The organism is Kitasatospora sp. NPDC032121 (assembly GCF_055580145.1).
In genome coordinates this window covers 16,488-27,351 of the sequence record NZ_JBVILX010000027.1, presented here as the reverse complement: position 1 = coordinate 27,351, position 10,864 = coordinate 16,488, and the positions used below count along the sequence as shown (strand labels likewise).

General features: G+C 68.5%; 13 protein-coding genes and 2 pseudogenes. 6 read left to right on the top strand and 9 right to left on the bottom strand.

The annotated features are described in order from the left end of the window. Nucleotides 1-369: 369 nt before the first annotated feature. Complete coding sequence (locus ACZ5OX_RS36705; RefSeq protein WP_465636250.1) at nucleotides 370-537, bottom strand: hypothetical protein; 168 nt, start codon at nucleotides 535-537, stop codon at nucleotides 370-372. 228 nt (nucleotides 538-765) lie between these two features. Between ACZ5OX_RS36705 and ACZ5OX_RS36700 the strand changes: the two genes are divergently transcribed. Further along, nucleotides 766-957 carry a hypothetical protein gene (locus ACZ5OX_RS36700; RefSeq protein WP_465636249.1) on the top strand — a complete coding sequence of 64 codons (192 nt, stop codon included), beginning with the start codon at nucleotides 766-768 and terminating at the stop codon, nucleotides 955-957. Beyond that, complete coding sequence (locus tag ACZ5OX_RS36695; protein ID WP_465636247.1) at nucleotides 954-1,178, top strand: hypothetical protein; 225 nt, start codon at nucleotides 954-956, stop codon at nucleotides 1,176-1,178. Before ACZ5OX_RS36700 ends, ACZ5OX_RS36695 begins: the two co-directional genes overlap by 4 nt. A 61-nt stretch (nucleotides 1,179-1,239) precedes the next feature. Here ACZ5OX_RS36695 and ACZ5OX_RS36690 read toward each other — a convergent pair whose 3' ends face one another. The 5 genes and pseudogenes from ACZ5OX_RS36690 to ACZ5OX_RS36670 all read right to left on the bottom strand — a co-directional run bounded on the left by ACZ5OX_RS36690 (nucleotide 1,240) and on the right by ACZ5OX_RS36670 (nucleotide 5,615). Next, entirely contained in the window at nucleotides 1,240-1,800 is a 561-nt protein-coding gene (locus ACZ5OX_RS36690; protein ID WP_465636245.1) for a hypothetical protein, read from the bottom strand. 171 nt (nucleotides 1,801-1,971) lie between these two features. Continuing rightward, nucleotides 1,972-2,697: an ATP-dependent DNA ligase gene (locus tag ACZ5OX_RS36685; protein WP_465636244.1), complete on the bottom strand. Its 726-nt coding sequence runs from the start codon at nucleotides 2,695-2,697 to the stop codon at nucleotides 1,972-1,974. Nucleotides 2,698-3,172: 475 nt separating this feature from the next. After that, complete coding sequence (gene istB / locus ACZ5OX_RS36680; RefSeq protein ID WP_465636242.1) at nucleotides 3,173-4,018, bottom strand: IS21-like element helper ATPase IstB; 846 nt, start codon at nucleotides 4,016-4,018, stop codon at nucleotides 3,173-3,175. Further along, nucleotides 4,018-5,342: pseudogene (istA, locus tag ACZ5OX_RS36675) on the bottom strand (IS21 family transposase). Before istA ends, istB begins: the two are co-directional and overlap by 1 nt. Before the next feature lie 93 nt (nucleotides 5,343-5,435). Continuing rightward, entirely contained in the window at nucleotides 5,436-5,615 is a 180-nt protein-coding gene (locus ACZ5OX_RS36670) for a cytochrome P450 (protein ID WP_465636241.1), read from the bottom strand. Between the two features lie 408 nt (nucleotides 5,616-6,023). Here ACZ5OX_RS36670 and ACZ5OX_RS36665 point away from each other — a divergent pair, with 408 nt between their 5' ends. Next, entirely contained in the window at nucleotides 6,024-6,482 is a 459-nt protein-coding gene (locus ACZ5OX_RS36665; RefSeq protein WP_465636240.1) for a hypothetical protein, read from the top strand. 313 nt (nucleotides 6,483-6,795) lie between these two features. Here ACZ5OX_RS36665 and ACZ5OX_RS36660 read toward each other — a convergent pair whose 3' ends face one another. Both ACZ5OX_RS36660 and ACZ5OX_RS36655 read right to left on the bottom strand, forming a co-directional pair. After that, on the bottom strand, nucleotides 6,796-7,239 hold the full coding sequence (locus ACZ5OX_RS36660; RefSeq protein WP_465636238.1) for a site-specific integrase: 444 nt from the start codon (nucleotides 7,237-7,239) through the stop codon (nucleotides 6,796-6,798). Between the two features lie 144 nt (nucleotides 7,240-7,383). Next, nucleotides 7,384-7,721 (bottom strand): annotated as a pseudogene (locus ACZ5OX_RS36655) (transposase); the annotation flags it as partial. 418 nt (nucleotides 7,722-8,139) lie between these two features. On the opposite strand from ACZ5OX_RS36655, the gene ACZ5OX_RS36650 reads away from it, so the two are divergent. Beyond that, nucleotides 8,140-8,301, top strand: a complete 162-nt coding sequence (locus tag ACZ5OX_RS36650) for a hypothetical protein (protein ID WP_465636237.1) — start codon at nucleotides 8,140-8,142, stop codon at nucleotides 8,299-8,301. 258 nt (nucleotides 8,302-8,559) lie between these two features. Further along, nucleotides 8,560-9,303: a hypothetical protein gene (locus ACZ5OX_RS36645; RefSeq protein ID WP_465636235.1), complete on the top strand. Its 744-nt coding sequence runs from the start codon at nucleotides 8,560-8,562 to the stop codon at nucleotides 9,301-9,303. 162 nt (nucleotides 9,304-9,465) lie between these two features. Here the strand turns inward: ACZ5OX_RS36645 and ACZ5OX_RS36640 are convergent, their stop codons facing one another. Next, nucleotides 9,466-10,416: a DUF5677 domain-containing protein gene (locus tag ACZ5OX_RS36640; protein WP_465636234.1), complete on the bottom strand. Its 951-nt coding sequence runs from the start codon at nucleotides 10,414-10,416 to the stop codon at nucleotides 9,466-9,468. A gap of 214 nt (nucleotides 10,417-10,630) precedes the next feature. Here ACZ5OX_RS36640 and ACZ5OX_RS36635 point away from each other — a divergent pair, with 214 nt between their 5' ends. Then, the gene (locus tag ACZ5OX_RS36635) at nucleotides 10,631-10,792 is read left to right on the top strand and encodes a hypothetical protein (protein WP_465636232.1); all 162 of its coding nucleotides are present in this window, start codon (nucleotides 10,631-10,633) and stop codon (nucleotides 10,790-10,792) included. The last annotated feature ends 72 nt before the right edge of the window (nucleotides 10,793-10,864 follow it).

Below are 10,864 nucleotides of genomic sequence, written 5' to 3'. Positions count from 1 at the left end.
ACCGGACGTTCAACGGGCATCCGCGGGCGGGACGCCGACGCCGACCCCGAAATGTGACTCACGCCACATCAAAATCTTCAAGATCTTTGCCGGATCCGTCCATCGTCGTCCCTAGAGGGTGGGGAAACCTCCCCGGAAGACGGAGGAACAAGAAGAAATGACCACGACGAGCCAGTGCTGCGCCCTTTGGGCCGGACTCGCCGCGCTCGCCGAGCCCGCGGGCTGGACCGGCCGAGCCGTGAAGTGCGTGAGGGCCGAGATGGAAACCGCGGCCAGGGGCTGGGCTGCCAGCGGGATCGCCTCCTCGCTGCTGCTGGGCGGCCCTGGCCTGCTCTTCATCCCGGCCGGCGCCCTCGCGATCAGCTGGACCTACCGGAAGGTCGAGTTCATCCTCGACAAGCCGAACCTGCTGGGGCACACCCGCTTCGGGTTTGCCGCGTTCGAGGTGGAGCCGCCGACGAAGGAGATGCTCCTGGCGGCACTCGCGGCCCGGTGGGCCGCGATCGAGGGCAGGTACGAGGCCGTGGACGACTTCACCCGCAACGTCCTTGGCCACGCCGACCCGAGGCGGTGTCGGGACGCGGTAATCAGTGCCCTGCTCGACGACTGGGTCGACCGGCTCGGCAGCTATCTGACCGACGCCGAACCACTGACGATTCTGCGTTCCTACACCGCCGCCGAACGGTCCGGGACGTCTACCCGGACAAACCCGCCGCCGGCGCGCTCGCGCTCGACCACGGCTTCACCGACCCCCGGGTCGACGCCGTGCTCCGCGGCCTCGACCCGACGGAGGCCGCCGTCGCCAACCTCTGGCCCTCCCGCAAGGCCACCTGGGCCGACGCCGCCCTCGACCTCGGCCTGCCCGCCGCCTACGGCGACCGCGTCCGCCGCAAGCTCGGCCACCTCGGCGACCGGCACACCCAGCGCGCCCTCGGCGCCGAGGCGGTGACCCGATGAGCCGCCGCCCACCCGCTCCGGAGGCGGAGCGCGGTCTGCTGCTGCGCGTGCCGGCCGCGCCGACCTGCACCGCGATGGCCGGCACCGGCTCGGTGGCCGGCGCCCTGCTGTCCGGCACGGTGCCGCCCGACTCCCCGCTGGTGTGGCCGCTGGTCGTTCTCGCTCTCGGCTCCATGGCCTACGACCTCGGCGTCAGAGCCCTCCGGCGGCGGAGCACCTGACGGACGGGATGGGAGGGAAGCCGGCCCGGCCGGCCTGGCAACCACCCCATGGCGCCAGGATTCAAATTGAAGGAACGCCTGCAATGATGATAAATGCAAGGGCGCCCAGAACTGTTCCTAGGCTGTAGAGAGAGACTCGGACCGAGTGCGGCTCACTCTGTTTGGAGAAGAACGCGAGAGCTGAAAACGCAATGGAAATCGCAAGTTCGGACAGCGGAACTTCTGTGGGGACGGTCAGTAGTAGTATCGCTGCGGCTGAAATTGCAGCCGAGATCAGAAGTACAGCATAATTTGGGATGCTGGGAGCAAAATCACCCTTCCTCTCCTCTTGAACTCCGTCTGTACCGTTTTTGACGTTGCGGTTCGCGATCTTTGACAAAACGGCGAACGCGACGAGAGGTAAGGCGACGGCACAAAAACTTCGGACTCCTTCCCCCAGTCCGTGAGTAAAGGCTCTGATGACAAGGATGACCATCAAGACCAGTAGCGCGGCTGGAGCAAGGAACGATGCGACCGGATATACCATGTCGTCAAGGGCCTTAGCTCCCCAGTCCTTCTTCTCTCCGCCTTTCGGCGGCCTCCGACGCGGCCCGCTCGCGTCGTCATCATCATCAAAGGCCACTTGGCTGCCCTCCTGGGCTCTTAGTCTGTCTCTATTAGCAGATCATGCCGCGTGAGACGGCCTGCCAGTGACTTTGGTTGACCCACATAGGGAAGTGCTTCAGTCGAATGGCTGTCACCCCCAGAGTCGTTCGCCTGATGTAGTGGCATTGTCAGAGACAGTCAGATGTCATCAGGGGTCGAACTTTGCGACGTTTACGAAGACGTGCTCCCTCGCCCATTCCCGGACCCGCGCCCGAGAACATGGGGCAATGTTGACAGCACCGGCGGCCTGGCGGCCTTCGTGGTCTCCGGCTGGGCCGCCGGGCAGCCAGGCGCCGATCACGACGTCCGCCACTCGCAAGTGTTTGATTTTGGTCCAGTCGCGGGAGCGGGTACCGGGTCGGTAGAGGGAGTCGAGCCGCTTGGCCACGACGCCCTCCAGGCGGTGTTCGCGGGTCCATCCGTAGGCCTCGGTGACCGAGTCCCAGACCGGCGGTACCCGCAGGTGCGGCCGCTCCAGCTCCAGGTTCTCCAGCAGGTCGCGTCGGCGCGCGTACGGCTCGTCGAGCAGCGACCGCTCGCCGGTGTGCAGCAGGTCGAACGCGACGTAGAGGGCGGGCGCGGCCGCCGCGCCGGCTCGCACCGCCTGCGGGCGGGTGCGGTGGATACGGCCCTGCAATGCGGCGAACGTCGGGACGCCCGTGCGCATCACGACCAGTTCGCCGTCCAGGATCAAGGGGCCGCGGACCTCCGTGAGCGCGTCGGCGACCTCGGGGAACCGGTCGGTGAAGTCCACGCCGGAGCGGCCCAGCAACCGCACCGGCGCCGCCTCGGGCACGTACGCGACGGCCCGCGCCCCGTCCTTCTCCAGACTGCGATATGTCTCAGAGCCATCAAGGTGCGCGACATCGAGCACGCCGCTCGGGACCGCCCAGGTGGCCGTCCTGCTGGTGCCCGGCGACGCCCGGCGCAGAGCGCCTCGGCGTGGGGCCGCCGCACCGAGAGTTGCCTGGAGGTCACGGCGACGGGCCCATCCCGGATGCTCACTGTTGGTGTCGACCTGATTCCGTCGGGTCGACAAGAGAGCTGTGCTCAACATGCCGTCCTCGTGGACGGGCGGTCCGGCCGCTCGGGGGACAGGAGGGCATCAGGCCTGCCGCTGCGCGCGTTCTCCCGGCCGACGCAGGACCGCTTTCGTGATCAATCGACGGGGATGGAGCAGCATGGCCGCTCGTGCGCGCAGGGGATCGCGGTTGACGGGGATCAGACGTGCCGTGCGGGTGATGGTGGCGAGGGTGGCGGTTGCTTCGGCGAGTGTGAGTGTCGGCAACGGCCCAATTTGAGGCCGGTCCCAACGGTTCAATCGTTGGCCATCGTGCGCTCTTACTGGCTCAGTCGTTGTCGGTGGCGGTGGGGACGCGGCCGAGTTCGCGGCCCCGCATGCGGTAGGACTCGCCCTTGAGGGAGTGGACCTCGGCGTGGTGGACGAGTCGGTCGATCATCGCGGCGGCGACGGTCTCGTCGCCGAAGGTCTCTCCCCAGCGTCCGAAGGGCTTGTTCGAGGTGACGATCACGCTCGCCCGCTCGTAGCGGTTCGAGATCAGCTGGAAGAACAGGTTCGCGGCCTCGGCCTCGAAGGGGATATACCCCACCTCGTCGATCACGATCAGCGGGTAACGGCCGAGCTTGACCAGTTCGTCCTGGAGCCGGCCGGTGTGGTGGGCGGCGGCCAGGCGGTCGACCCACTGGGCTGCGGTGGCGAACGCGACCCGGTGTCCGGCCTGGCAGGCCCGGATCGCCAGCCCGGTCGCGATGTGCGTCTTGCCCGTGCCCGGCGGCCCGAGGAAGATCGCGTTCTCCTTGGCCGCGATGAAGTCCAGCGTTCCCAGGTGGGCGAGTTGCTGGCGCGTCATTCCGCGCAGATGGGCGAGGTCGAGTTCCTCGATCGTCTTGATCGCGGGGAAGCGGGCCGCGCGGATGCGGCCCTCGCCGCCGTGGCTGTCGCGGGCCGAGACCTCCCGCTGCAGGCAGGCGACGAGGTATTCGAGGTGGCTCCAGGACTCGGCCCGGGCGCGTTCGGCGAGCCGCTCGGCGGCGTCCAGCAGCGCGGGGGCTTTCATCGCGCGGGCGAGGAAGGCCAGGTCGGCGGCGGCCTGCCGGGTGGTGCGGGCGGCGGGGACGTCGGCTTTGGCGGCGTCAGTGGTGGTGTTCGGGGGCTGGGGAGCGGTGCGCGGCATCACGTGTCCTCCTTTCCGGCGCCGCCCTCGATCAGGGTGAACATGCGGTCGTAGATGCCCAGTTCGCGTTGCTCGACCTCGATGCCGAGGCTGTCCGGGGCCAGCATCGCGGCCCGGGGGATGGCCGCGCGGGCGGCCTGCTGGTGGATTACCTCGCCGCGCATGAGGTCTGCCGCGGCGGCGTGGTCGGGATCGGTCAGGCTCTGGTGCCTGGCCCAGCAACGCGGATGGCGGGCCACGATCTCGTCGCCGCAGGTGACGGTGACTTCCGCGTTGTCGGCGTGGACCATCACGGTCCTGCCGATCGCGCGAGGGTGGACGGAGTAGTCGTTGGTGTCGACGCGGATGTAGTGGTCACGGCCGATGCGGACGCGAAGCGGCCACCACTGGGGCGGGGCGACCGGCGGGATGGCGAGCATCTGTGCGCGGTCCGCCTCCCACCGGTCCGCGGGGCGCGCGTCGATCGAGCGGTGATGGCGCCGGTTGGCGACCTGCAGCCAGGTGGTCAGCTGGCGGTTGAAGTCGTCCGGGCCAGTGAAGAGGCGGCCAGGCACGAAGCTCGTCTCCAGGTAGCCGTTGGCCCGCTCCACCAGGCCCTTCGCCTCGGGATCGCGGGGCCGACAGAGGTGGATCCTGACGGCGAGCAGACCCGCGAAGGCGGCGAACTCGCTGGTCAGCTTGCCTTTGCCGACGCCGGTCTCGTTGTCCCAGACCAGCGTCCTGGGGACGGCTCCCCAATTGGAGAGCAGGCGCCAGTGGCCGTCGATCAGGTCACCGGTGGTCCGTGAGGGCACCATCCGGGCCGTGATCATCCTGGAGTAGCCGGAGACGATGACCAGGACCGGCGGGCGGCCCCCGATGCGGACGCGAAGCGGCCACCAGTGGGGACGATGACCAGGACCGGCGGGCGGCCCGACTGTCCGTAGCCGAGCGGGATGTCCACCGGCGGGAACCACAGATCGCACTGTGCAAGCTCTCCGGGCTGGTAGACCGTCCGCGAGACCGGATCCGCCGGCAGATAGGCCGGCCGCAGCTCACGCACCCGCTCCCGCAGGATCGACAGCCCCCGCTCCCACCCGATCCGCTCCGCGATCACCGTGGCCGGCATCGTCGGGGTCTGCTTCAGCAACTCCCGGATCGCCGGCTCCACCGCGTCCACGGCCGAGCCCTTCGGCGCCCGCTGGTACCGCGGCGGCCGATCCGAGGCCAGCGCGCGCAGCACAGTGCCCCGGGAGATCCCCAGCTCCCGGGCCACGGCCCGCGCCGACAACCCCTCCGCCCGATGCAGCCGCCGGATCTCGGCCCAGTCCTCCACCTGGATCACCTCTCTTCCTCCTGACTCCAGTACCAGTGAAGTCAGGATGATCAAGAGATCGCAGAGTGACCCGATTTTGATCCGCTGTCCGTGGCCCTCAATTCACCCGTTGCCGACAGTGAGGCGGTCGCCGATGCACTTGCGTGGGCCGGTGCCGAAGGGGATGTAGGTGGTGCGGTCGGGTGCCTGCGACCAGCGGTCGGGGTCGAAGCGTTCGGGGTCGGGGAGGTGGGCGTCCTGGCGGTGGATCGCGTAGGTGCTGAAGCCGACCTGCGCTTCCACGCTGGTTGAACCTTCGGCGGTCATGTTGATCAACTACCTGGAGGTCCAGGTGCTGGCTTTGAGCGCACCAGGACGTCGAAGTGAGGCGGCACCCATCCGCTTCGTCCAAGCCGGGACGGCGGGCCCGTCGTAGCCGCGTTCAGCACACCAGCCGGTCCAGGACAGCACCGCACCGCGGCGAGCGCTCCAGGTGTTCACCGCCGAGCTGCCCCACAGCAGCTCCAACGTGCCACCGACCTCGTCGTCCGCGACCGCGGCGAGCAGGCGGCCCTCATCGAGGTACGGTCGGGCTGCGCGCCCTCTGCAGACTACGGAAGTAGGTTGGCGCGATTTCGAGTTGTCTCCGCCACTCGGCCAGCACACTCTGATCTGGTTCGGGCATCTCCATCTCCATCGAAGGAGATCAACGTGCGCTTCCTGTTTGGAATATCTGCACGGCGGACGGCGGTTGCCGCCGCCGCATTAGCCTTGTGCACTGGGGGACTGGTCGTGGGTGGCGCGAGCGCCGCCCACGCTGCCGCTGTCTGTGCCGGCACCAAGATCGATACCCTGGAGTTCTACACCGGCTACACCTACCTTTACTACAGCAGCGCAACGGGGATGAACTGCGCCTACACCGTCCCCAAGTCCGGTGGGTCACGCCAGTTCATGTATGTGGGTCTCTTCAGGGAGAGCGACGGCACCGGCGTGACGGACGACGGAAACTACACCCAGTACGCGGGTCCGGTCTATCTGTACGCGCCTGGCACCTGCGTGTTGTTCAACGGCCAGGTGGGGTCCTGGAGCGGAAACTCCGGCTATGGGCACTGCAGCACCTTGGCCTCCGCCATGTCCCAGCCCGTTGCCGAAGCCGCGGACGGACGATGAAGGGCATGTCGCGTAAAGCACAGCGTCTTGGGGCCATCTTCGGCGCGCTGGCCCTGGCAAGTGCCGGAATGCTGGCGCTCCCCGCGACTGCGCAAGCCGCCTCGTACAACGGGGTATGCGGGGCAGGCTACAGCGTTGTCGAATCCGCGGCCATCGGTAACTCCGGCACCGTGTTTCTGACCTGGAACGGGTCGGTCGGCAAGAACTGTGCCGTTGCAGTGCGCAACGTTCCAGGCGCGGCTCTCTGGATGGAAGCGTGGATCACCCGCACCGCTGAAGGGGGCGGCGACGTCGACAACGGCTACTACACGGCCTATGCCGGGCCCGTGTACGCCAATGGCCGGAACACCTGCATCGCGTTCAGCGGCACCATCGGCAGCGAGTCGGCGACCCGAGGCCCTGGCCACTGCGGCTGACGGACGCACCTTGAGGCCAGGTACTCTCGACTGCCCCGGACCGGGCGCCACGGCCGCGCTCTCACGTACCCGATGTCGACCAGGTAGTCGAAGAGCCGGCCGACCGCCGCGGAGTCCCGGTCCCAGGTGGAGCCGCCGACCGTCCGCCTTCCGTCGCTCCGGCGCCAGGCCTCGAAGTCGTGGATGTCGTACTCGGTCGCGGACCGAAGGTCCGTCTGCCGTGCGAGCAGGAAGTTGAGCAGCATCAGCGCGGTGTACGCGTAGGCCTTCATCGACTTCGAGTCCAGGCGCTGCATCGCCAGCGCTCGGAACCATGACGAGAAAGGTTCCACTGGGCGCATCGCCTCGTCCAGCAGGATCGGTGTCCCGTCCGGCAGCCGGCGGCGCTCGAACAGCTCCTCCAGGTCGACGCGACCGAGCCCCGGGAGGTCCCCTGCCTTCAGGGCCGGGTCTGTCCAATAACGGTGTAACTCGATTGGGTTGAGTTAGCGACGGCCGGCGGAGAGTCGGCCGTCGAAGGCGATCTCGAAGGCGTTGAGTGCGGCCTTCCAGCGGGTCATCCAGCGTTTGCGGCCGGCCCCGGTCGGGTCGAGCGACATGATCGCCATGTAGACGCACTTCAGGGCCGCCTGCTCGTTCGGGAAGTGCCCGCGCGAGCGGATGGCCTTGCGGATCCGCGCGTTCACGGACTCGATCGCGTTCGTGGTGCAGATGACCCGCCGGACCTCGACGTCGAAGCTGAGGAACGGCACGAACTCGGCCCAGGCGTTCTCCCAGAGCCGACGATCGCCGGATACTTCTTGCCCCAGGCCTCGGTGAACTCGCCGTCCTCGGCGACCAGACCCTCGCCCAGCACATCGTCGACGAGGTCTTCCTCGCCCTCATCGACCGCTGGGACCGCGTGCTGACCGAGCCCAACCCTGGTTCCACCAAGCCGCCCGCCTCGGAGAGGGCGCCGCCCCGGAACCGCTGCGGCCCGCGGCGCCGGACGTTCCCGGCTACCCGCACCTGGCCCTGCTCCTCGCACCCCCGATCCCCGACACCACCGCCCTGCCGAGCCCCGACCCCGCCCTGCGCGAGGCCCTCGACGGCCTGCCCGGTGAGGTCGACGAGATGTGCGGCCCCTTCACCCTGCCCACCGGCGACATCGCCCACCAGCTCCAGAAACTCGCCACCCACTGACCCCCGGGCCGGGCCCGCCACCGCGCGGGCCCGGCCCGCTCCAAACCCAGGAGGACCCCATGTCGACCCACGACCCCGCGACCCTCGCCCTGGCCACCTCTGCCGCCGGCTGCCTCACCACCATCACCGCCCTCGCGATCACTGCCATCACCGCCCCCACCCCCGCCCGCCGACGCGAAGCCCGCACCTTCCTCGCCCTGCTGCTCAACCGCAAGCTCTGACCGAAGTCGGAGCGGCGCTGATGCCAGGTCAGCGCTGTCTTTTTGCCTGGACCACTGCCGATGCTCCTCGGCCGCTAGGTGAAGGCGCGGCGGGCTGGGTGGGCCAGGCTCGACCAGGAGCAGCGGGACCGCTGACCGTGCTCGGCATCGAGGTCTCGTCGAGACCTATGGCTGGCGCTGACCCCCGAAACGGGCGGCCCGCAGAGGCGGCCGTCCGCTTTCGTCCGCCGGCCCAAAGGCACCGGCCATCCTTCTGGCATGCCCTTACTGGAGAACGTGGCAGGAGGACTCGTCCTTGCCTTCCTGCTCTGGTTCTTTCGCCGCCTGGCGCGGTGGTGGAACAGCAGGACCGACCGACCGAAGGAGACCCACCCGATGTCGCCCGACCCCTACGTCCCGTACCAGATCCGTTGGCTCAAGAAGGAGGTGGACAAGCTGTTCGACAGGGCGGACCTCACTATGGACGACCTGCTCGACAGGATGAAGCCGGTGTACAAGATCGGCCGCACCAAGCTCTTCGACGTGAAGAAGAAGCCGCACTTGGAGGCGAGGGCGGCCGTGGTGGCGGTGTGCACCGTCCTTGCCGAGGCCATCGACGCGGGCCGGGAGGTTCGCCGCGCCGATGAGGACCACGCCAACGTGCGGATCGACAGCCTCTGGGAGAGGGCCCAGGAGGAGTCCATCCGGCAGGGCAAGGACGCGGAGGCGGTCGTCCGGACCATCTGGCGGGCCTTCGGGCAGCAGGAGATCACCATGCCGGAGGTGACGCCCGAGGCTGTGGCCGCCATCACCGCTTCCGAGGTGACCCAGGTGGCGGTGATCGGCAACGAGGTGCTGGTCTACCTCAAGGTCCACGACGAGCATGCGGACCGGTTCTTCACCGACACCAGCCCCGAGGGCGGGATGCTGGTGAGGGCGCTGGATCTGTACACCATGAAGTGGCTCCGGGAAGCCGTTGACGTGACCCTGGTCGCCTGGCCCGTCGACGAGCCCGCCTACTAACCGGGCGATCGATCCCACCGCTTCGCCCAACTGGGAGGGCTGTCACCGCGTCACGCGTTACGGCCCCTCCGACATTCTCCGAAGCACCCCAAGCCCAGCCCCGGGCTACAGACCCGGAAACGGGCTGGGTGTGGGCCTACCCGTCCAGGTAGTGGCGTGGTGTTAGGGGCGGGGCTGGAGGTCCGTCAGGTCCACCAGGACCCGCTTCTTCTTCTCCGAAGCCTGGGGGCTGCCTACCTTCACCAGGCCGGACGAGGTGAGGGCCTTGCTGACGATGCCGGCCAGTTTCTCGGCGGTCTCCAGCTGCGGCGCTCTGATCTCGAACTGCAGCCGCACCGGCTTCTCGACCGGTGCGGTGGCCGGCACGCGGGTCGGCAGACCGGGAGCAAGACCGAAGAGTTCCTCGGCGTGGTCCGCGGCCTTGTCGAAGCGCTCGTCGTTGCACAGGGTGCCGATGACGCGCGTGGCCTGGATCATGCAGAAGACAGCGTGGATGATCTCCGTGTCCGAGGGCGATGGCGCGGTCGCGATGCTGGTCTCCCCGGACTCGGCATCCCGGTGGATGTACGCTTCCGAACTGGTCAGGCTGGGGTGCAGATAGCCGGATTGCAGCCGGTAGATGACGTAGAGGTCGTGCTGGCCGAAGAGCCGGCACAGCCTCTCGAACACGAGCTCAGCGCGGAGCGGGTGCTCATCACCAGGCGGCGGCAACACCGGCTTCCCCGTGCCGTCGGGGACTCGCCAGCCCGTCGCCTCTGCTTTCCGGATGCTCTCCATGAGGTTCTCGCGGTTCGCTTCGTGCTCTTCCACCACGGCCTTGACGGCTTCGTGCCCGGCATCGGCCAGCCAGACCAGTCGCATCGTGTGCTCCATGATGCTGCGCACGATGGGGCTGCTCTCGTGCCCTACGTTGTTCAGCGACAGGAGGCTGACGGCCTGCCCGCTGCGGATCACGCGGGCCCACCATCCCCAGCCGACCAGAAACACGTCGCGGACGTCCGGGTCCACCTCGACGGTGCCGGAGCCGACGTCGTTGAATAGTGCGACCAGATGGGCGACGGCGCGGTGCGCTCCCTTGGCCGTCTCGGCCAGCGATATGTCTGGGTTCTCCACACAAGGAGCGTTGCACGAGCCGACGCTGGGCCGCACACCAATTTCCGCCTGGCGCCCGCCTTCAGCGCCCGTCCGAAGAGTAACTGGAGGTCGCCCGTGCGGCGAGCGCCGCGCTGCGTCCGTGTTGGACGTGCCGAGGGTCGATTGGTGGGAAGAAGGGTTCGGTGCTGGAGCTGGAGGAGAAGGCCTGCTCGGACCGGCTGGAGTGCCCGGGGTGCGAACAGGCCCGCGCACCGACCGCGCGGGCCCGGACCGACCCGACCCGACCCAGGAGACCCCTCACTTCCACCCGGACCCCGCCATTCTCGCCCTGGCCACGTCGGCCGCCGGCTACCTCACCACCATCACCGTCCTCGCCCCCCGCCCGCCGCCGTGAAGCCCGCGCCCTTCTCGCCTTGCTGCCCAACCGCAAACCCTGACCGGGGCCGGTGCGGCGCTGACGACCAGT

What these genes read in the sequence shown, in the direction of transcription:
- ACZ5OX_RS36650 (WP_465636237.1), top strand. Translation starts at nt 8,140, where the DNA reads ATGTCGACCCACGACCCCGCGACCCTCGCCCTGGCCACCTCTGCCGCC.
- ACZ5OX_RS36695 (WP_465636247.1), top strand. Translation starts at nt 954, where the DNA reads ATGAGCCGCCGCCCACCCGCTCCGGAGGCGGAGCGCGGTCTGCTGCTG.
- ACZ5OX_RS36660 (WP_465636238.1), bottom strand. Translation starts at nt 7,239, where the DNA reads ATGCGCCCAGTGGAACCTTTCTCGTCATGGTTCCGAGCGCTGGCGATG.
- istB (WP_465636242.1), bottom strand. Translation starts at nt 4,018, where the DNA reads ATGCCGCGCACCGCTCCCCAGCCCCCGAACACCACCACTGACGCCGCC.
- ACZ5OX_RS36645 (WP_465636235.1), top strand. Translation starts at nt 8,560, where the DNA reads ATGCCCTTACTGGAGAACGTGGCAGGAGGACTCGTCCTTGCCTTCCTG.